This window comes from Mycobacterium sp. E2238 (assembly GCF_001672665.1).
In the GTDB taxonomy this organism is placed as follows: Bacteria; Actinomycetota; Actinomycetes; order Mycobacteriales; family Mycobacteriaceae; genus Mycobacterium.
Genome location: NZ_LZKF01000088.1, coordinates 29,672 through 50,222, shown reverse-complemented (window position 1 = coordinate 50,222; position 20,551 = coordinate 29,672). Strand labels below are relative to the sequence as shown.

Genomic DNA, 20,551 nt, shown 5'->3' with positions numbered 1-20,551 from the left:
CGGCGCCAGGACCTTCTCGATGATCGACCAGCCGGACCGGCTCGCCGACCTGTTGTCGACGATCGCGGTGCGCACGTAACCACCCGCCCCGCCGGCGGTAGCGTCTTGCGCATGTCAGCTATGACGCCACCGCTGCGGGGCAGGCGGATCCTGGTCACCGGCGGAGCGACCGGCATCGGCGCGGCCGCCGTGGGAGCCCTTAGCGCGGCCGGCGCAGAGGTCGCCGCCACCTATCACCAGACGCCGCCGCCGGATGGCCTCGCGGCCAGCTGGCTGCAGTGCGACGTGCGCGACGCCGACGCCGTCTCGGCAATGGTGCGGCATGCCGCCGAGGGCTTGGGCGGACTCGACGTGCTGGTGAACGCCGCGGGGCTGTGGCAGGCCGGCATTCCCGGCTACATCGGCGTCGACGAGATCTCGTTCCTGTTGGACACCAACGTCAAGGCGACCATCCTCACCAATCAGGCCGCCTACGCCGTGATGAAGGACCAGGACCCCAAGGGCGGCAGGATCATCAACTTCGGCTCGTCGGAAGCCGTGATGGGCAGCCCGATCTCGGCGGTCTACGCCGCCACCAAGGGTGCGGTCCAGGCGTGGACGCGGTCGGCCGCCAAGGCCTGGGCGCCCGACAAGATCACGGTCAACGCGCTGGCGCCGGCGGTGCAGACGGCCGGCGCCGACCGGCTGCGCGAGTTCCTCGGTCCCGACGCCAGCGCATTCATCGACCAGCAGATGCAGATGATGATTCCGATGGGTGGAAAGTTGGGCGATCCCGCGCGGGATCTCGGCCCGATGCTGGTCTTTCTGGCCGGTCCCGGTTCGGGATTCATCACCGGTCAGCTGCTGGCGGTCGATGGCGGCCTGATGATGGTGGGCGGATAACGGGACGGCGACCCGCCGCCGCTACCATAAGACGGACCGTCTCGTCTCGCAGGCCAGGCATAGTGAAGGTGATTTGAGACCGATGACTGAGGACACGATTCAGGCGCTACTGCGCAAGCGCTTGTCCGATCCGGGGGTCGCGGTCAAACACCGTGCCCTGCAGTGGAGTTGGAGTAAGTACCTGGCGGCTGCGGCGGCACGGGCCGCCGCCTTGATATCGGCCGCCGACCGAGACCGGCCGATGCACGTGGGCGCCCTGCTGGGAAACAACCCCGAGATGCTGAGCCAGATGGCGGCGGCCGGCCTCGGCGGCTACGTCCTCTGCGGACTGAACACCACCCGGCGCGGCGACGCACTCGCGGCCGACGTCCGGCGCGCCCACTGCCAGTTCCTCGTCACCGACGCCGAACACCGGTCGCTGCTGGACGGGCTGGACCTCGAGGGAACGCAGATCCTCGACAGCTCGACGCCGCAGTGGACCGAATTCGTCAAGGATGCCGGGGAACTGGTGCCGCACCGGCAGGTGACCGCGATGGACCCGTTCATGATGATCTTCACGTCGGGAACGAGCGGGAACCCGAAGGCGGTGCAGGTGTCACACCTGATGGCGACGTTCGCCGGCGTCAACCTGGTTGAGCGCTTTGCGCTTTCCGGGCAGGACACCTGCTACGTGTCGATGCCGCTGTTCCACTCCAACGCGGTCGTCGCGGGCTGGGCGCCCGCGGTGGTCTCCGGCGCCGCGATCGTGCCGGCCAAATTCTCGGCCAGCAGCTTCCTCGACGACGTCCGCCACTACGGCGCGACGTACATGAACTACGTCGGCAAGCCGCTCGCCTACATCCTGGCCACGCCCGAACGCGACGACGACGCCGACAATCCACTGCGGGTCGCGTTCGGCAACGAGGCCAACGACAAGGACATCGAGGAGTTCGCGCGGCGCTTCGACGTGCAAGTCGAAGACGGCTTCGGCTCCACCGAGAACGCGGTCATCGTGATCCGCGAACCCGGCACGCCGAAGGGCTCGATCGGCAAAGGGATCGACGGGGTGGCGATCTACAACAGCGACACCGTCACCGAGTGCGCGGTCGCGCGCTTCGACGCCGACGGCGCTCTGGTCAACGCCGACGAGGCGGTGGGCGAGTTGGTCAATACCGCCGGCTCGGGCTTTTTCACCGGCTACTACAACGACCCGGACGCCAACGCCGAGCGCATGCGCCACGGCATGTACTGGTCCGGTGACCTCGCCTACCGCGACTCCGAGGGCTGGATATACCTGGCCGGCCGCACCGCCGACTGGATGCGGGTGGACGGGGAGAACCTTGCCGCGGCGCCGATCGAGCGGATCCTGTTGCGTCACAGCTCAATCAACCGCGTCGCGGTGTACGCCGTCCCGGACGAGCGCGTCGGCGACCAGGTGATGGCCGCGCTCGTACTCAACGAAGGGCACACCCTCGACCCCGATTCCTTCGAAGCGTTCCTCGGCGCTCAGCCGGACCTGTCGCCCAAGGCCCGCCCGCGCTACGTTCGCATCGCCACCGACCTGCCCAGCACCGCCACCCACAAGGTGCTCAAGCGACAATTGATCGCCGAGGGAACGGATATCGCCGCGGGGGAAGTGCTGTGGGAACGCGAACCGCGCGGCACCGCCTATGCCGTCGCGACGCCTAGCTCTGACTCCCGGACACCCGCCGTCGGATCTGGCCCTTCGTCCGTCGGACCCGCCTGACCGGATCCCGCGTTGTGCCGGAGGAGATCTCGTCGCGCAACTGCGCGATGTTGGAGATCTCCGCATACAAACCGCGGATCGCGTAGTCCAGCACCGCCAACGAGAAGCGCTGGTCCGGGTCGTCGCTGATGCCGAGTTCGCGCGACCGCTGCCGCGACCACAACGCCTCGTCCAGCCGCGCCCGGGTCGCCTCGAGATGACGGTCCAACGTGTCGACGATGCGTTCGGGGTCCTCGCCGCGGGCCAGCCAGGTTCTGAGGATGACGGGGTGCTTGATGACGACCTGGTCGTCGCCCGGGAAGTGCTGCACCCACCGGCGCAGCGCGTCGAGCCCGGCATCGGTGGTCTCGTAGAGCGTGATCGCCCGCTTGCCGGATTGGGCGCCGATTTCGCTCACCATGCCGCGGGCCAACAAGCGGTTCAGCTCGCGCCGTACGTGACTGACCGACGGAGACCAGTAGAAGTGGCCCACCGACAGCTCGGCGCGCATCTTGATCTCGCCGGCGGTGAGCTGCTCGTCGTTGGCGGCCAGCACACCCAGCACGAGATAGGCGGTCACCGGGAGGCCGTTGCTGGTGCGCCGGGGGCTCATGACCGGCCTACTTCTGGCCGGTGAAGTACGGCAGCGTGACATCGGGGCCGACGGCGTGGAACCGCACGCGCACGCGCATGCCGATCCGCAGCTCCTCCGGCGCCATCCCGACGACGTTGGTCAGCATCTGGTAGCCCTCGTCCAGCGTGACGATCGCGGGTGCGTAGGGCGGTTCGAATTCCGCAGTCACCGGCCGGTGGACCACCGTCCAGCTGTAGATTTCGCCCAGCCCGGCGCTGCGCTCCCAACGCACATGCGCCGAAAGGCATTGGCGGCAATGCTCGGTCGGCGGGAAGTTCGCCAGGCCGCAAGCCTCGCAGCGTTGATACCGCAATTCTCCGGACCGGCAACCCTCCCAGAAGGGGACGCTGAGGTGGCTACTCGCGTGGGGCACGGGGCCGGTTTGCGGGCGCAGGGCATCAGACGTCACCGCGGTTCGTCCCCCAGGATCAGCAGTGTGGTGAACAAGGCCCCCGCTCCCCCGTTGCTGCACAACGCGATGTGCGCGTCGGGAACCTGAAGCTCGCCCGCCTGGCCGCGTAGCTGCTGGACCGCGCGGACGGCGCGCTGCATCATCTGCGGATTGGAGCCCGCGTGGCTGAACGACATGGTTCCTCCGTCGGTCGTGATGGGATGGCTGCCGTCGATGGCGATGTGGCCGTCGGCGACGAACGGTCCGCCCTCCCCTTCGCCGCAGAACCCGAAAGCCTCAAGCTGGCGGATGATTTCGAACGAGAAGGGGTCGTAGAGTTCCAGCACGTCGACGTCGTCGGGCCGCAGCCCCGCGTGGGCGAACGCACGCTCGGCCGCGCGCCTGCCGACCACACCATTGACATATCCGCCTTTTCGGTCCCGCCGGCCGGCGAGATCCCACGCCGGCGGGTGCTGGTAGGACGGCCCGTGGAAGTCGGCGCCGCTGCCCAGCACGTAGATGGGTTGGCTTGCGCGGTCGATCTTTTCGACGTTGGCGATGACCAGTGCGCATCCGCCTTCGGAGGTGGTGGCGCAGTCGAGGAGGTGAAAAGGGTCGGCGATGGGCCGGGATGCGGTAATGTCGTCGGGCGCGAAGGGCCCGCGTTGGTAGTAGACGGCTTCGGGGTTGCGCGATCCGTTGTTGCGGATGGTCGCGGCCACGATCGAAAGTTGTTCGCGCGTCGTGCCGTAGGTGTGCATGTGCCGGCGCGCGATGAGTGCGAACTCGGCGGTGGTGAACATGCCCCACGGCGCGACGAATTCGTTCTCGGGGCGAGTCCACGGCGCCGTGGCCTCGTGGTCGCGGTACTCGCCGGCCTGGGCGGCCACCAGCACCACCACGTCCGCCATGCCGTGTTCGATGGCGGTGACCGCCTCGGTGATCATGCCCACGCCGAAGGCGAGGCCCTGCCAGGCCGGGCCCAGCCGCAGGTCGTAGATGAGGGCGGTGGACAGCGGCCCCGCGCTGACCCCGTCGACGTCTTCGAGGCGCAGCCCCGCGTCATCGAGTGCGCCGCGGATGGCCGCCAGCGCCAGGCTGCGTGAGGTCTCGCCGTCCAGGCGGCGGCCCTGCCGGGTGTTGTGCACCCCGACGATCGCGGCGCTGCGTTTCGTCCCTGCCACTTTCGTGATCCTTCGCGTCTAGTTCTCGTCCGCCACGACACCGAGATAGGTGCCGACGACGTCGTACGGTCGACCGTCGCGGGTGATCGCCCCGATCCTGGTGGTTCGGGCGTCGGCGGGCGCCGCGCCGGCATCGACCACATCGATCCGCACGTCCACGGGCCGGGCCGTCTGCGGGTCGGTGATCTCGACGACCATCGCCACCGCGTGCTCGCGCTCGTCCCATTCGACGCTGGTGATGCGGTGCCGAGCGGTCAGTTCCATCACCACCGAGTCCTCGCGCACCAAAAATCGCACCGGTGCGCACAATTCGCCGTCCCGGGGCGGAACACAGAGGGTGACCGCCATGTCACAGGCCCGTCGGCCGGGCACTGATGGTCCCCGACTGCCGCAACGCGGACAACTCTTCTTCGCTGCGCCCAAGCAGGTCCGTCAGGACCTCGCCGGTGTGCTGCCCGTACAGCGGCGGTACCCGGCGGATCCAGCGCCGCGGCCTGCCGAGGAATGCGAACGGCATGCCGGTGCAGAGGAAGGAACCGGCGACGGGGTGGTCGACGGTTTCCCAGAAGCCCCGCGCGTGTAGGTGCGGGTCACGCAGGAGTTCCGGGGCCGGCGTGACGCGCGCCGCGGGAACCCCGGCGCCGCGCAGCGTTTCGACCGCTTCGGCCACCGTCCGCCGTGCGGTCCAATCCGAGATGAGCTTGTCGATTTCGTCCGGGTGCTCCAGCCAGTCACCGGTGCGAAGATCCGGTTGGGCCAGCAGCCTGGCCAGTGCCGCGCGGGCGTCGTCGTCCGTCGCGGCCAGCGCCACCCAATCGTCCTCGCCCCGGCAGCGGTAAACCCCTTGGGGGCTCGCACCGGGGCCTCGATTCCCGTTGCGGCGCATCTCGATTCCGTTGCGCGAGTACTCCACCAGCATTTCGGCGGCCACGTTCAGTGCCGCCTCCACCATCGTCGATTCCACGTGCATCCCGGTTCCGTCGCGGTCGCGCACCACCAACGCCGCCACGGCGGCGAAGGCCGCATGCAGGCCCGCGATCGGGTCGCACACGCCGCGGGGGATCACCGGAGGGCCGTCGGCATGTCCGGTCATCCACGCCATGCCCGTGGCCTGCTCCATCGTCTGGGCGAAACCGACCCGGTCGCGCCACGGCCCGTCGAGGCCGAAGGCGGGCATCCGCACCATGACGGCCCGAGGGTTGGCCGCGTGTACGGCGTCCCAGCCCAGACCGAAGTTCGTCATCACGCGGGGCGAGAAGTTCTCGATGACGAGATCGCTTGCGGCGATGAGCTCCAGCGCGATGGCCCGTCCCGCGTCGGTGCTGAGCTCGACGCTGACGCCGCGCTTGTTGTTGTTGCTGCACAGGAAGACCGGGCCCCATTCCCACCACTGGTCCCAGCTGGGCGGGCGGCCGGCGGAGAAGCGCATGCCGTCCGGCCGGCGGACGCCCTCGACTTTGATGACGTCGGCACCCAGCGTGCCCAGCAGTTGGGTGGCGACCGGGCCCGCCCAGAAGGCGGTGAAATCGGTGATCCGGGTGTCGGCCAGCGGAAGCGCGCCGGTGTCGGCGGCCGGCGGCGGGGAGGGTCGTGGCGGCCAGGAGACGCGGCCGTTGTCTGCGCCGGGTCGCGGGGCCCGCCCGGGCGGCCTGGTGTCCATCGCATCGCTGCGATACGGCACCCGGGGCTGCAGCACGCCGGCGCCGGACTCCACAAACACGCCGCGGTCCACGAAATGGTCGATGGCGGGCAACATCTCGGGTGTGGCGATGGGGGCGACCGGGATTCGGAAGGCGACCGCGAGGTCGACGATCTCCTGCGTGGTGCGGGACTGGGTCCACTGCGTGACCATGCAGACGAACTCGTCGCGGCGGGCAACGCGGCCGTCGAACGAGGCCAGCTCGGCGTCGTCGAGTAGGTCGGCGCGGTCGATCAGCACCAGGAAGTCCTGGAACTGCTGCGCGGTAATGGTGCAGAAGCCGACCATGCCGTCGGCCGTGGGAACGATCGACGGCAGCTCCAAACTGCGCTGTCCCAGCAGGGAATCCGCGCCCAGCACGCTGGCCGACATGGAAGACAGGCCGCCCATGGCGATCACCATCGCCTCGTACGTCGACACGTCGATGACTTCGCCTCGCCCGCTACGGCGCGCGTGCCGGGTGGTCGCCGCGGCGACCGCGGCGGCGAAGGTCCCCGCCAGCCACTCACCGAGCTGGCCGCCGGCCTGCACCGGTTCGTCCTCCGGCCAGCCGCGGCCGGCGGTGGAGCCGCACAGGGCCTGCAGGATGAACTCGTTGGCGACCACCCGATCGTCGACGTAGGGGCCCGTCGTGCCGAATGGCGTCACGGCGACCACGACGGCGGAAGGGCCGGTATGCGAACCTATTTCGTCGAGGGTCCACCCGTCGGTCAAGTCGGTGAGGACGATATCGGCGCCGGCCAGCAGCGCGGCGACCTCCGCACCGCCGCTGTCGGTCACCGACTTCTTGCCCGCGGCAAGATAGCCGAACAGCGCCCCGGGTGGCCCCCCGGCCGACCGCCGGCGTATGGAATCACCATCCGGCGATTCGATTTTCACCACATCGGCACCGGCGTCGGCGAACATCTTCCCGCAGTAGGACACCGCGATTCCGTTGGACAACTCCAGCACACGCCAGTCCTCGAACGGTGCTCGGGGTGACACGTTCAGTTGCCCAGGGTGGTGGCGCGGCCCGCAATGCCCCCGGCTTCCGCCGTCACCTGCGCCTGCAGGGCGAACTGGGTCATCCGGGTCCACGCGTCGCGGTCACGCTGGCTCGCCTGGCGCCCCACGTGCGTCACCACGTCGACGTCGGTGGCCTGGGCGCGCAGATACCCGGCGCGGGCGTGCTCCTTGGGGATGTGCCGGAACGGATCGAATGAGTAGGCGGCCATGGCGTTTTCGTGTGTGATCTTGTCGATCACCGCGTCGTCGAGATGCCCCATGGTCGCGATGACGTCCTCGGGCGCGAACGGCCAGTTGCTGTCGGAATGGGGAAAGTCGGACTCCCAGCACAGCATGTCCTCGTTGAACCAGTCCATGTTGCGCACGCCGACCTTGTCGCTGATGAAGCAGGTGTAGAAGTGCCGCTTGAACACGTCGGCCGGTCCACTGTAACCGGGCGGGAACTTGGCCAGCGTCCACCCCGAGTGGCGGTTGTAGACGTGCTCGGCCCGCCACAGGAAGTACGGTATCCAGCCGACGTCACCCTCGGTGAGCGAGAACTTCAGTTCCGGGAAGTCGGCCCAGAACTCGGCCCAGATCAGCTCGGTGAACGTGAACATGCTCATCATGGACGACGCCGTCATCTGCACACTGGGTGGGGCGTCCGTCGACACCTGGGGAGAGCGCGACGCGGAGCCGACATGCGTGCACAGCACCGTCTTGTTCTCACAGACCGCCTCGAACAGCGGATACCAATACTTGGTGTGAATGCTGGGCATTTGCAACGCCTCTGGATTCTCCGAGAACGTCACCGCGTGGCAGCCTTTCCCGGCGAGGCGGTTGACTTCCTTGGCCGCCTCGGCCACGTCGAACAGCGGCAGGATGCCGCAGGGAATGAAGCGGCCCGGGTAGGTCGCGCACCACTCGTCGATGTGCCAGTCGTTGTAGGCCTTGATCATCACCAGGTTGGTGTCGCGGTCGGGGCCCTGGTTGAGGACCTGCCCGGAGAAGCCGGTGAAGTTGGGGAAGTTCAGGCCGGCCAGCTGGCCGCCGGCATTCATGTCGCGGACCCGCTCGTCGACGTTGAAGCACCCGGGCCTCATCTCGTCGTAGCGGGAGGCGTCGATGTTGTACATCTCCCGCGGCTTTCCCGCCACGGCGTTCAGGCCCATGTTCCGCCCGCGGACCTCACCGTAATACCACTGCTGGATGCCGTCGGGTTCGACGACCACCCGGGGGGCACGGTCCTTGTATTTCGCGGGAACGTGCGCGTCGAACATGTCGGCTGGCTCGGCGATGTGATCGTCCACGCTGATCAGGATCAGATCGTCCTTGCTCATGCCGCACTCCTCGCCGATATAGTGACTAGTAGACAATGGCGTCGATCACAGTGTCAACCGCGTCCGCCGGTTCGCGACCGCGGCTAAACAATTGCACTGCAACGACGGAGTGCGCAGGCCGCACCCGCATTTTGTGGCCAAAGCGCGGGTACTACAGGGACTAATAGTCCCGCCGCGACTGCGCAACTGGCCGCACATTGGTCGGCGTCAGTCGGCGGGCGCGTACCGCAGCATCGTGACGTCGTGCTCCGGGTAGTCGAAGAACACCGGCTTCACCCGCATGCCCACCCGCAGGTCGGCTGGGTCGACGTTGACCATCTCGGTGGAAAACCTTGGCCCCTCGTCCCATTCGACGATGGCCAGCAGCTGCGGCACGGCATCGGCGAAGTGCGGGCTCACCGGCCGGCGGGCCACGGTGAAGGAATACAACGTTCCCATGCCGGAGATCTCTCGCCATTCCAGATCATCGGCGAGCGTGCGCGGCGCCCGCACCCGCGGGTAGAACACGTAGCTCCCCAGCGAGGGCGAGTACTGGATGACGATCCGGTGCTGCGCCAGCGCGTCCCAAAACGGCGTGCTGGTAGGGGTTTTGACAGGCATCGGGCGCTCGAAGGTGGCCATCTGTGATCAGTCCCCCTCGAGAATCAGCGTGGTCTGTTCCGACAGGATTCCGCCGTTGCCGGACACGAAGGCGCGGTGACAGTCGGCGACCTGCGCCGCCCCCGCGCGACCCATGATCTGGCGCGTGGCGTCGCAGACGTGGTGCATGCCGCCGGCCAGCCCGGCCTGACCGAAGCCCAGTTGCCCGCCCGCGGTGTTGAGCGGGAAGTCACCGCGGAAGGTGAGGTCATGGTTGGCGACGAACTCCATGCCCCTGCCCTTCTCGCAGAAGCCCGCGTCCTCCAGCGACAGCAGCACGGTAATGGTGTAGCAGTCGTAGATCGAGACCATGTCCATCTGCTCGCGGCTCAGGTCCGTCATGGCGAACGCGGTGTCGGCGGCCTCCGCGATCGGGCTGTGCAGCAGGTCCTTGGCATAGGTCGGGGTCTTGAAGGGCACGTGCTCGCCGAATCCCTTGACCCACACCGGCCGGTGGCGCGCGCGTTTGGCGAGATCCGCGTTGGCGACCACCACCGCGGCGCCCCCGACGCAGGGCATGACGATCTCCAACATGTGCAGCGGGTCGGCGATCACCGGGCTGGCCAAGACGTCGTCGACCGTAAGCGGCTTGTCCTTCCAGATCGCGCCCTCGGTGTGGTTGGCGTTGAACCGCTGATCGACGACGATCTTGGCCATCGCCCGCTCGTCGTACCCGTAGACGGCCGCATAGCGCTGGGCCACCTGCCCGTAGGGCCCGTTCTGGCCGAGGTTGCCGTAGGGAATCTCGAATTCGGCCTGAGGGGAGCCATATTGGTTGCTCGATGAACCGAAGAACATCGCGTCGACCATGGGCCTGGGCTTCTTCTTCGACGACGGGATGATGTACCGCGCCGGCAGTGCACATAGGACCGCGTCACAGATGCCCAGCTCGATCGCCGCGGCCGCCCGCCAGACCATGGCCGCCGCGCTGGCTCCACCGAGGTCCACGTGCTCGGCGAATCGCGCTCCGACGCCGAGATATTCGGCGATGGTGGAGGGCACGAAGATCTCCGACTCCGCCAGGTGCGACGCCACGATCCCGTCGACGACATCGCCGGGCAGCCCGGCGTCCTCGAGCGCGGCCGCCGACAGTTCCGCCCATTGTTCGATCGCGAACGGCGCAAGGGAGGCCTTGTTGAGCCGCTCGGGCGGCAACTCGACGTAACCGACGATCGCCGCTTCTCCGCGTAATCCCATGGGCTGTCCTACTTTCGGGGGAGTCCGAGGATCATCTGCGCGATGATGTTGAGCTGAATCTCGCGGGTTCCCCCGCCGAGCAATTCGGCGGGGAGATGCAAATAGGGTTCCACGACCGCTGCGTCGGGATCATCGACCATCGCGACCTGCCCGGTCAACTGCAACGTGGCTTGAAAGGTACGCCGCAGCAGCACGTTCATCGCGACCTTGGCGATGCTGGACGCCGGACCCGACGCCTGGCCGTCGAGCAGCCGGATGGTCTCCCGCACCCCGAGCGCCCTGATCGCGTTGGCGTAGGCATCGAGCTCGCCGAGCGCGCGCAACGCGTCGTCACGGTCGGGTCCGGGCTGCGCCGCGAGCCGGCGGAGCGCGACGGCGCGGTCGAACTTGACGTATCCGCCGATGGCCGAACGCTCCTCGGCCATGGTGGCGATAGCGAGGCTCCAGCCGTCGGTGGGGGCGCCCAGCAACATCTCGTCGGGAACGAAGACGTCGTTGAGGAACACCTCGTTGAAGTGCGCCTGCCCGGTTGCGGTTTTGATCGGCTCGATTTCGATGCCGGGCGACCGCATGTCGAGGATGAAGTAACCGATGCCGCGGTGCTTGCTGGCTTCGGGGTCGGTGCGCGCCAGCAGGGCGCCAAGGTCGGCGTACTGCGCCAGCGACGTCCAGATCTTGTGGCCGTTGATCCGCCAACCGCCGTCCACCTTGGTCGCCCGGGTGGCCAGCGACGCGAGATCGGAGCCGGCACCGGGTTCACTGAACAGCTGACACCAATGGATCTCGCCGCGTTGGGTCGGCGGAATCAGCTTCTCTTGCAGGTCTTTCGGTGCCGCGGCCAGCACCGAGGGCAGGATCCACTCGGCGATGTTCAGCGACGGCCGGACCAGCCCGGGTCGCTTGGCGAACTCTTCGTCGATGATGAGCTGTTTGAGCGGACCCGCATCGACGCCCCAGGGCGCCGGCCAGTGCGGTGCCATCAGGCCGGCATCGGCGATCAACGTGCGCTGGGGCCCCGAGGCCTGGTCCGGGTAGTCGCCGTGCGGTGCCGGTTTGTCGTTGCGCAACTGCATTGCCGCATCCAGCGTCTCGGCGACCCAGGACCGGAAGGCGGGTTCGGCGTCGCCGAGATTCACCGACATGTCGCGCGTCTGGGCGCACGTAAGCTCGCCCAGCCGGCGCGCCCAGCGATTCGCCGGACCTATCGATCCCGCCAGGCTGATGGCCCGCCGCCAGTACAGGTGCACGTCGTGTTCCCAGGTGAAACCGATGGCGCCGAGCATCGTCAGCGCGTCGAGCACCAGGTCCGGGATCGGCGAGACCGCGATCGTCGCCGCGCCACCGGCCGCCATTCGGTGCTGGTCGAGCGATTCATCGACCGCGCGCACCGCGTCCCAGGCCGCCGCGGTGGCCAACTCGCTGTTGACCAAAAGCATCGCCGCACTGTGCTGCAGCGCCTGGAAGGTTCCTATCACCTTGCCGAACTGCTCGCGGATGCGCAGATGCGCGGTGACCGCCTCGACGCACCACTGCGCGATGCCGGCCATCGCGCTGGCCACCAGACTCACGGTGACGCACCGCGCGCGGTCGGGGTCGATCCCACTGAGCACTTCCGACTCGGCCGCACGATAGTCGTCGAGTCGCAGGATGCCGGCGTCCGCGACCAGGTCGGTGCCGTTGACGGGCTCCGCTGTCGCCGCGGGGTTTTCGGTGTCGACAACAACCCAGACCACGTCGTTGTCTTCCGCTCGGGCGGCGACGAGGACCGTTTCCGCCGCGCAGACCCCGACGGTTACCTCCGACGCCCCGGTGATCCGCCATTCCCCGCCGTCCGACCGTGCCCTGAAGTCGCCGTCGTCGGGAAGCACTACGGCCGCGATGACGCCGGCGGCCAGGTCGCGCACCAATGCTTCGGCGGCCGGCGTGGCATCGGCAAGCAACGCGACGGCCCCCGCGGCAACCGTCGGCAACAGCGGCCCGGGCAACAGCGCCTTGCCCGCCGCCTCCAGAACGCAGGCCGCGTCGATCAGCCGGCCGCCCTGGCCGCCCAGGCTTTCGGGTAAATGTACGGCGTGAAAGCCGTTGGCGACGAGGGCATCCCACCATCCGGGGCGCCGCCCCGCCGCGAGGTCCTCGAAGCTGTCGCGGGTGGCGGCGATCGGGGCGTGCCGGTCGGCGAACTGCCCGACGGCGTCGCTGAGCTCCTGCTGCTCCGGACTCAGTCCCAGGGTCACGATGGCGGCCGAGAGGTGACTATGGTTGGCCGCACCGACTGATCCTTCCGGGACTTACAAGACGGACCGTCTCGTCTTGTGGCAGACTACCGGGGGTAGTCAGGCTATGTAAAGCGGGCCACCGCGGCAGTGAGGATCACCATATGCCAAGCGATCTCACCCAGGTGGGCACGCCGAGGCGGCGCAGCGAGAAGTCGCGCACGGCGATCGTCACCGCCACGCGCGAGCTGCTTCTCGAGCGCGGCTTCGACGGTCTGACCATCGAGGCCGTCGCCGCCAGGGCCGGGGTGGGCAAGCAGACCATCTACCGGTGGTGGCCCAGCCGCCCGGCGCTGGTCGCCGACGTCATGCTCGAGGACGCCGATCAGTTGCTGGCGTCGGTGTCCCATACCGGTGACCTGGCCGCCGACCTGGTGGGCTGGGTGGGCAGGCTGGTGACCAGCCTGACGACCGCCCGCGGTTCCGCGATGTTGCGGACCCTGACCGTCGCCTGCATGGAACACGAGGACACCGCCGTCAGACTGCGTGCCGGATTCAGCGCGCCGCTGCACGAGAGCGTGCGGGCCCGGCTGCTCGCCGACGGTATCGCCGCCGCCCTGGCCGAATCGGCCGCGGACGCGATCGTCGGCGGTGTGGTGTACCCGATCCTTTCCGGCGCCCAGCACTACTCGCGGCGCCGAGCCGAGCGCACGACGCGGCTCATCGTCGAGGCGCTCAATCGCTGATCACCTGATCGTGATCGCTCTTAGCCCCTGACTCACGCGGTCCGGAAGAGAGCCCCCGTGGCTGAGCCAGTCATCGAGGGCGATCCGCACGGTGGCCATCGCCGCCGCGCCGATCAACCGGGGTCTTGGGTCCTGCGGGGCAAGTCGCGTCAGCCGCGGCGCGATCAGGTCGGCGATCGCACGCTCGTACCGCACGTAGATGTGCAGTGTCCACGCGTCCAGTGTGTCGGAAGACCTTGTCAGGATGGCCAATTCGCGAACCTGGCCCTCGATGTCGGCGAACCCGTCGGCGAGCTCCGAGAAGGCGCCGATCACCGCATCGGTGGCGCTCAGGCGCTCGGGCTGGGCCGCCAGGGCGGCGGTGATCCGGTCGAGCCAATGGACGGTCATGCCCTCGGCGACGGCGTCTTCCTTCGAGTTGAAGTAGCGGAAGAAGGTCGCCCGCCCGATGTCGGCCTCGTCGGCGATGCGGTCCACCGTCGTGCCCGCCAAACCGCGGTCGGCGACCAGCTGAGCGGCGGCGGCGGCAATGCGCTGACGCATGGCCATCCGTTTCCGTTCGGCCAGCGAGGCCGTCGCAGCCATTCCCCACCTTTTCCCGTGAATCAACCCCGAACTGTAAGACATAGTCTTAGCATGAGACGATGTCTCACGAGGCGGATTCGTCCAGTCAGCGGGCGCGCGCCGCTTGGCAGTTCGTCCAGCAGATGCTTGCTGACGTCACCAAGGTCGTGACCGAGGACGCCGAGTCCGAGCGGGAACTGCTCGAAGGGCTCCGGCTGATCGCCCGCGTCGCTTCCCTGTGCGCGCAGATGTCGGTCGAGTCGGATGCCGAGCGGCCCTCATTCTTCGATATGTGTTCGGACAACCGCATGGTCGGCGGTCCCAACCCCGATGGCAACTACTACCTGGCGATGATTCGTGGGGACCGGAGCTACCGGATCACCGGATCCCGGGGCACCAGCGCCTACCTCGGGCTGCAAATCCTGGCCGGGACGGGGCTGACGCCGCGCCGCATGGCGGCATACGTCAGCGACGTCGACTTGGCCCTCGACGCAGGCGAATTCGCGCTCGTGCTGTCCGCGGACGAACCGGACGATCTCGCCGGTGCGCAATGGGTGAAGATTCCCGAGGACGCCTCGTCGGTGGTGGTGCGGGAGTACATCGGTGATCGCGCGCGTGAAGAGCTGGCCACGCTGCGGATCGAGGCGTTGAACCCCCGCCCACTCGCGCCGCTGACGGACGGCGAGCTCGCCGACCAGTTCACCGCAATGGCGTGGTCATTGATGAAGCTCGCGACGCTGCACCGCACCATCAAGCCGGAACTGCTCGACTTGCCGAACACGTTGCTGACCGCCGAGGCCGCCAACCTCGGCGCCGCTGACACCACCCCGGACAACCTGTACATGATCGGGACCTACCGGCTCGAACCGGACGAGGCACTGGTCCTCGACATCGCTCCCCCCGACACCCGCTATTGGAACGTCACGCTGGAAAGCATCTGGCACGAGTGCCTGGAACCGCGTGCCCGGCACGGCTCGGTGACGAACCGCGGCGTCGCACCCGATGGGGACGGCCGGGTGCGAATCGCGATCTCCGCGAAGGACTTCGGAGTGGGCCACTGGCTCGACACCGGTGGCCGCCACCGCGGCTTTGTCGTCCTGCGCTGGCTGGACAACCCAAGCCCTCCCGACGTGGCAGTGGCGGTGCGCCGATGTGAGGAGCCGGTATGACACTGAAGGACCGATTCGCCCCCGAACGGCTGATCGCCACCGCCTGCGAGGAAGTCGGAAGCGACGACTTCGGCGCCGAGGGGTGGCGGCCAGGCCTCCACCGCCTCACCGACGGGCTGATCAACGACGCGCGGCTGTCGGACATCGGTGTGGAAATCGCCTACCTCGACATCATGCGGGCTCTCAAGAATCGCCTGGGCGTGATCGCCTGGCGCAAGCAGCATCCCGAGGTCGCGACGAAACCGGTTGCGGCACCGATATTCATCGTCGGTCAGCCGCGCACCGGGACCACGATCCTCTACGACCTGCTCGCCCAGGACCCTGCGCTGCGCGCCCCGTTGACCTGGGAGGTCGACGAGCCCTGCCCCGTTCCGCAGCCGGAGACCTATCACGACGATCCGCGCATCGCGCAGGCGCAGGCCGCCATCGAGATGTCCGAGCAGATCATGCCGGGGTTTCTGGCCTTTCATCCGATGGGCGCCCTCGTCGGCCAGGAGTGCGTGCGCATCACGGCCGCAGAGTTCGTCAGCATGATCTTTTCGGTGCAGTACCGCCTGCCCGGTTACTACCGCTGGCTGCTCTACGAGGCCGACCACACGGGCGCCTACCGGTTTCACCGAATCTTCCTGCAGCACTTGCAATCCGGCGTTCCCGGACAGTGGTTGCTGAAGTCCCCGGCACATTTGTGGCAGCTCGACACGCTGCTGGGCGAATACCCTGACGCGTTGATCGTGCAGACCCATCGCGACCCGCTCAACGTCATCTCGTCGATTGCCGCACTGACCCACCACCTGCGCCGGATGTGCAGCGACGAGTCCAGCATCGCCGAGTGCGCGGCCCAGTCCTACGAGGAGATCGTCGTCGGGCTGGAGCGCGAGATGGCCCTGCGCGACTGCGGGGCGGTGCCGGCGGACCGCGTGATCGACGTGCAGTACGCCGACTTCATCAACGACCCGTGGACCACGATCAAAGACATCTACCAGCGGCTCGACCGCGAGCTGCGACCCGACGCCGAGCAGAAGATGCGTGAGTTCCTTGCCGCCCACCCCGGTGACGGCGGGCGCGGCCGCTACACCTGGTCGGACACCGGCCTGCAGGCCGACGAGGTCCGCGAGCGGGTGCGCGCCTACCAGGACCGCTACGCGGTGCCGACCGAAACCCTGCGGTGAGCCGAACAGCGTCGAACACCGTTGCGGCGCTTGAGGTCCCAACCTAGTAGGATCGCCGCAAAGCGACTGGAGCGGACATGGACGAAGACTGCCTGAAGCTCACCACCTACCTGGCCGAGCGGCGGCGGACCGACGAGGGCTTTGTGTCCGATGTGCTGCTCGATCTCTATGCCCGGCAACGCATCGCCTGTGGCGTGGTGTTGCGTGGCATCGGAGGCTTCGGTTCCGGGCGCCACTTGAGAACCGACGAGTCGCTGACATTGTCCGAGGACCCACCCGTCGCGATCGTCGCTGTCGATACCAGGACGAAGATCGAGGCCCTGCTCGACCCGGTGCTCGCCATCAAGCAGCGGGGCCTGGTCACCTTGGAGCGGGCGCGGCTGCTACGCGACGACGGGGCGCTGCGGCTTCCCGGCGAATTGCGGGAAGCCGTCAAGCTGACCGTCTACGTCGGCCGCAAGGAGCGCGTCAACGGCGCCCCCGCCTACGTCGCGATCTGCGATGTGCTGCACCGGCGCCGGATAGCCGGGGCATCGGTGCTGCTGGGCGTCGACGGCGTCACCGATGGGCAGCGGCACCGTGCGCGCTTCTTCGGGCGCAACGCCAACGTCCCGATGATGATCGTCGCGGTCGGATCCGGCGAGCGCATCGGCGAGGTGTTGCCGGAGCTGATGGGGCTGCTTCGGCAACCCATGGTCACGCTCGAGCGGATCCGCGTGTGCAAACGCGACGGCGAACTTCTGGAACGGCCGCACGCGCTCCCGGGGGTCGACGAACGGGGTCTACCACTGTTCCAAAAGTTGACGGTCTACACGTCCGAGTCGGCCCTACGCGACGGGGTGCCGATTCACCGCGCGATCGTGCAGCGGCTTCGTCAACGAAACGCGCCCGACGGCGCGACGGTGGTGCGGGGCATCTGGGGCTACCACGGTGATCATCGACCGCACGGGGACAAGTTCCTCTCGCTACGCCGACGCGTCCCGGTGGTGACCATCGTCGTCGACACCCCGGCCAACATCGCCGAATCCTTTGACGTGATCGACGAATTGACTCGCGACGACGGGCTGGTGACGAGCGAGATGGTGCCCGCCGTGGTGTCGGACGAACGTGACGCCGGCGACGGCCCGCCCCGGATGGCCGACCACCGCTACTAGCGGCGATCGCGAGCGCGGCGAAGCCGGGCGAACGCGGGTCGCCGCCATCGGTGGGCTCAGCCGGCGACCGACGCGTCGTAGATCGATTGGATCGCCTTGTCCAGCGTGGCGTTGAACTGCTCGTCGGACTGGTCGACGGTGAGCCCTTCGGTCAGCGCGCGGCTAAAGCTGGCGATCAGCCCGTGGTTCTTCGCCAGCAGCTCGTTGGCCTCCTCGCGCGAGTAGCCGCCGGAAAGGGCGACCACTCGCATCACCTTCGGGTGGTCGATCAGGGGGCGGTAGAAGTTGGCCTCGGTCGGCAGGCTCAGCTTGAGCATCACGCGCTGCCCGTCGGGCACGTTCTCGAGTTGCTTGGTGATCTCGTCACGCAGGATGCGCTCGGCGTCGGCCTTGTCCGCGATCGAGATGGTGACCTCGGGCTCGATGATGGGCACCAGACCGTGCGAGAGCACCTGGTGGGCGAGCTCGAACTGCTGGGCGACGACGGCGGCGATGCCCTTGGCGTTGGCGCCGCCGATCACCGACCGTTCCTTGGTACCGAAGACACCCTTGCTCACGGCGCGCTGCAGGAGCTCGTCCAGTCCCGGGATCGGCTTCATCAGCTGCACGTCGTCTGACGCCTCGGCCAGGCCCTTGTCGATCTTGAGGATGGGCACCACGCCCTTGGTCTCCCACAGATAGGTGGTGGACGGGGTGCCCTCGATCTCGCGGTCCATGGTCTGCTCGAACAGGATCGCGGCCAGGACCCGGTCCCCTGTGAACGCCGGGGAGGTGATGATCCGCGAGCGCATCTGATGGATGAGGTCGAACATCTCCTCTTCGGAGGAATACGCGTCGTCCTGGATGCCGTAGAGCCGCAGCGCCTTGGGCGTCGAGCCGCCGCTCTGGTCGAGCGCGGCGATGAACCCCTTGCCCGACGTCATCCGCTCCGCTTGCTTCTCGTTCGGCATGGAAGTTCCCCACTCCTTCGTGGTCGGCATATGGTCACGGCGCCCGCGGTGCCCAGCACCCTGCGCTAATCGTGCCGATCATATTCGGCCGATCGCAGCCCGGGGAGGCAGGTCGTTACAGCTCGGCTTGCTCTGGCCGCGCCGGGGCGGGCCTGGCGCGCCACAGCGCCATGCGGTCAAGCAGCCCGTCGCGCAGCACGAGCGTGTGAAAGAGCACCGCGCACATGTGGGCGGTGAACGTCAGAAACAGCAGTAATGCCAGAGCGCCGTGGCACTCGCGCAGCACCGCGAACACGTCGATGCTGTGCGGCGCGATGCCGGGCAGCCGCAGCGGCCCCACCAGCGTGACCGGGAACCGCGCCGCCGACAACATGGCCCACCCGGTGAGGGGCTGCACCAGCAGCAGGGCATAGAGCAGGTATTCCGACCACGTCGCGATGCGCCGTTCGGCGCGACTCATCGTGGCCAGAAACGGTGGGGGCCGGTGCCTGAGCCGATTCGCCAGCCGCACCACGGCGAACGCCAGGATCAGCACGCCCAGCGGCCGATGGATGGCCAGCAGCAGCGGGTAGTAGCTCAGCGCCGCGACCATGGTGACGCCGATGAGCAGTTGCGCGATGACCATGGGCGCCATCAGCCAGTGCAGCAGGCGGGACGGGAGCGCGAACCGTGCCGCGGCGGCCCCGGCCGTCACCGGAGCACCCGGGAAACGTCGACCGCGCTGGGCGTCTTGGGTTCCTCCGCGCGGCGGGTGAACGAGCGGGCGTAGACGGCCGACCTCGCGGCCAGCAGCGGGTCGTCGGAGGCGGTGATGCCGTCCGGCAGCACCAGCGGGTCGAAGTTGATGTCGCGGGCGTTGCCGGGCACCTCGGTCTGCACCGCCGTGACGGTGATGGTGCCGGCGTCGATGGTGCGGCGCGATCGCGGCCAGGGTTTCGTGGCGTCGTGGGTCGGATCACCGGGTTCGCCGACGGTGAGCACCAGGCGCCAATTCAGTGGTCGCTGCGCAAGCGCGCGAATGAGGTCGTCGAACAGGTAGTCCTTGCCGGCCGGTGACGCCGGCGCGGCCGGCGCTTGCTGCGGAACGGCGGCCCAGCGCACCGGAACGGTCGCCCCGGCGCCGTTGGTGAAATGAAACGCGTTCAGGCCGTGGAACGCGCTGTCGGCGAACCCCGCGCTCGGCGGGGCCTGCTTGATGACCTTCATCGCCGCGACCGTCTCGGGATGACGATCGAGGAAGGCGGCCATCTTCTCCGGGTCGGCCTTGCCCGTCGCCGCCACGGGTTTGGACGCGAGCAACCGGTCGTAGAAGCCCTGCGGCGTGCTGTCCGGGAAGACGGGGATGTTGACCATCGCGGTGCGCCATTGCTGGCCATCGGGGCCCTGGAAGAGCAAGCCCAGTCCGCGCACCGTGGTCGGCGCGTCCGCCTGATCCGGAAGGCCACCCGACAGCGAGAACCGGCCGATCACCGGCACGGTTCCCGGCCGGAAGACCGCGGCCCGGCAGATCGCCGCCGCCGCCCCGGTGCTCGTAAATGTTCCGACCGCGCTGAGCCCCTTGGCGTGATTCCGGCGAAAACCGTCGTGGCGCCCGTAGACGTTTTCGAAGCGGTCGGCGAACCGGGGCGGTGTCAGAGCGCCGGGTCGCAGCCAACCGCCTGCGTAGGCGAAGCCACCGACATCGACCGCGGCGATGCCGGCCACCGCCCCCATGCCCAGCAGTGCGCGCCGGCGTGTCACCGCGTCGGGACGGGCGCCGGCCGGCTCGAGGTCGTCTGGCTCCCCACCGCGATCACCGGGCTCCACGCCGACCGTCCTTCCGCGTTTGGGCAGGCCAGTGGGCCCGAGCTGGACACGAATCCGGTACAGGCAATTCACGCATGGGCCAATGCCATGCGCAACTTCTGCGGGAGGCGTCGCACACACTCACA

At 68.2% G+C, this 20,551-nt stretch carries 20 protein-coding genes; 7 read left to right on the top strand and 13 right to left on the bottom strand.

The annotated features are described in order from the left end of the window. The 3 genes from A5711_RS27500 to fadD1 form a co-directional block, all read left to right on the top strand. Nucleotides 1-79 (top strand): hypothetical protein (locus A5711_RS27500; RefSeq protein ID WP_231987438.1); only part of this gene is annotated, 79 nt, incomplete at its 5' end. A 41-nt stretch (nt 80-120) separates the two neighbouring features. Next, nucleotides 121-882: an SDR family NAD(P)-dependent oxidoreductase gene (locus tag A5711_RS07595; RefSeq protein ID WP_067945099.1), complete on the top strand. Its 762-nt coding sequence runs from the start codon at nt 121-123 to the stop codon at nt 880-882. Between the two features lie 82 nt (nt 883-964). After that, nucleotides 965-2,608: a fatty-acid--CoA ligase FadD1 gene (fadD1, locus tag A5711_RS07590; RefSeq protein ID WP_067945096.1), complete on the top strand. Its 1,644-nt coding sequence runs from the start codon at nt 965-967 to the stop codon at nt 2,606-2,608. Here the strand turns inward: fadD1 and A5711_RS07585 are convergent. The 9 genes from A5711_RS07585 to A5711_RS07545 form a co-directional block, all read right to left on the bottom strand. Next, nucleotides 2,547-3,200 (bottom strand): PadR family transcriptional regulator, encoded by a 654-nt coding sequence (locus tag A5711_RS07585; protein ID WP_067945094.1) that lies wholly within the window; start codon nt 3,198-3,200, stop codon nt 2,547-2,549. The genes fadD1 and A5711_RS07585 overlap by 62 nt on opposite strands. 7 nt (nt 3,201-3,207) lie before the next feature. Next, nucleotides 3,208-3,630: a Zn-ribbon domain-containing OB-fold protein gene (locus A5711_RS07580; protein WP_067945091.1), complete on the bottom strand. Its 423-nt coding sequence runs from the start codon at nt 3,628-3,630 to the stop codon at nt 3,208-3,210. After that, on the bottom strand, nt 3,627-4,796 hold the full coding sequence (locus A5711_RS07575; protein ID WP_067945090.1) for a thiolase family protein: 1,170 nt from the start codon (nt 4,794-4,796) through the stop codon (nt 3,627-3,629). The genes A5711_RS07580 and A5711_RS07575 overlap by 4 nt, the downstream gene beginning before the upstream one ends. 18 nt (nt 4,797-4,814) lie before the next feature. Further along, complete coding sequence (locus A5711_RS07570) at nt 4,815-5,144, bottom strand: hypothetical protein (RefSeq protein WP_067945086.1); 330 nt, start codon at nt 5,142-5,144, stop codon at nt 4,815-4,817. A 1-nt stretch (nt 5,145) separates the two neighbouring features. Beyond that, nucleotides 5,146-7,479: a CoA transferase gene (locus tag A5711_RS07565; protein ID WP_067945084.1), complete on the bottom strand. Its 2,334-nt coding sequence runs from the start codon at nt 7,477-7,479 to the stop codon at nt 5,146-5,148. Between the two features lie 2 nt (nt 7,480-7,481). After that, entirely contained in the window at nt 7,482-8,819 is a 1,338-nt protein-coding gene (locus A5711_RS07560; protein ID WP_067945082.1) for an amidohydrolase family protein, read from the bottom strand. A gap of 207 nt (nt 8,820-9,026) precedes the next feature. Further along, entirely contained in the window at nt 9,027-9,440 is a 414-nt protein-coding gene (locus A5711_RS07555) for a Zn-ribbon domain-containing OB-fold protein (protein WP_066951239.1), read from the bottom strand. Between the two features lie 6 nt (nt 9,441-9,446). Beyond that, the gene (locus A5711_RS07550) at nt 9,447-10,655 is read right to left on the bottom strand and encodes a thiolase family protein (protein WP_067945080.1); all 1,209 of its coding nucleotides are present in this window, start codon (nt 10,653-10,655) and stop codon (nt 9,447-9,449) included. Between the two features lie 8 nt (nt 10,656-10,663). Then, a complete protein-coding gene (locus A5711_RS07545; protein ID WP_067945078.1) occupies nt 10,664-12,889 on the bottom strand; it encodes an acyl-CoA dehydrogenase in 2,226 nt (741 codons plus the stop codon). A gap of 143 nt (nt 12,890-13,032) precedes the next feature. Between A5711_RS07545 and A5711_RS07540 the strand changes: the two genes are divergently transcribed. Beyond that, nucleotides 13,033-13,614 carry a TetR/AcrR family transcriptional regulator gene (locus tag A5711_RS07540; protein WP_067945077.1) on the top strand — a complete coding sequence of 194 codons (582 nt, stop codon included), beginning with the start codon at nt 13,033-13,035 and terminating at the stop codon, nt 13,612-13,614. Here the strand turns inward: A5711_RS07540 and A5711_RS07535 are convergent, their stop codons facing one another. Continuing rightward, the gene (locus A5711_RS07535) at nt 13,615-14,199 is read right to left on the bottom strand and encodes a TetR family transcriptional regulator (protein ID WP_067945075.1); all 585 of its coding nucleotides are present in this window, start codon (nt 14,197-14,199) and stop codon (nt 13,615-13,617) included. It lies immediately after the preceding gene. 59 nt (nt 14,200-14,258) lie between these two features. Here A5711_RS07535 and A5711_RS07530 point away from each other — a divergent pair, with 59 nt between their 5' ends. From A5711_RS07530 to A5711_RS07520, 3 genes are all read left to right on the top strand, one after another. Next, the gene (locus A5711_RS07530; protein WP_067945074.1) at nt 14,259-15,347 is read left to right on the top strand and encodes a DUF1214 domain-containing protein; all 1,089 of its coding nucleotides are present in this window, start codon (nt 14,259-14,261) and stop codon (nt 15,345-15,347) included. After that, nucleotides 15,344-16,516: a sulfotransferase gene (locus A5711_RS07525; protein ID WP_067945072.1), complete on the top strand. Its 1,173-nt coding sequence runs from the start codon at nt 15,344-15,346 to the stop codon at nt 16,514-16,516. Before A5711_RS07530 ends, A5711_RS07525 begins: the two co-directional genes overlap by 4 nt. 77 nt (nt 16,517-16,593) lie before the next feature. After that, on the top strand, nt 16,594-17,670 hold the full coding sequence (locus A5711_RS07520) for a DUF190 domain-containing protein (protein ID WP_067945070.1): 1,077 nt from the start codon (nt 16,594-16,596) through the stop codon (nt 17,668-17,670). A 56-nt stretch (nt 17,671-17,726) separates the two neighbouring features. On the opposite strand, the gene A5711_RS07515 is transcribed toward A5711_RS07520, so the two are convergent. From A5711_RS07515 to A5711_RS07505, 3 genes are all read right to left on the bottom strand, one after another. Beyond that, on the bottom strand, nt 17,727-18,620 hold the full coding sequence (locus tag A5711_RS07515; RefSeq protein WP_067945067.1) for a fructose bisphosphate aldolase: 894 nt from the start codon (nt 18,618-18,620) through the stop codon (nt 17,727-17,729). Between the two features lie 115 nt (nt 18,621-18,735). After that, the gene (locus tag A5711_RS07510; protein WP_082953253.1) at nt 18,736-19,314 is read right to left on the bottom strand and encodes a cytochrome b; all 579 of its coding nucleotides are present in this window, start codon (nt 19,312-19,314) and stop codon (nt 18,736-18,738) included. Next, nucleotides 19,311-20,426, bottom strand: a complete 1,116-nt coding sequence (locus A5711_RS07505) for a catalase family peroxidase (protein ID WP_369827287.1) — start codon at nt 20,424-20,426, stop codon at nt 19,311-19,313. The genes A5711_RS07510 and A5711_RS07505 overlap by 4 nt, the downstream gene beginning before the upstream one ends. Nucleotides 20,427-20,551: the final 125 nt, after the last annotated feature.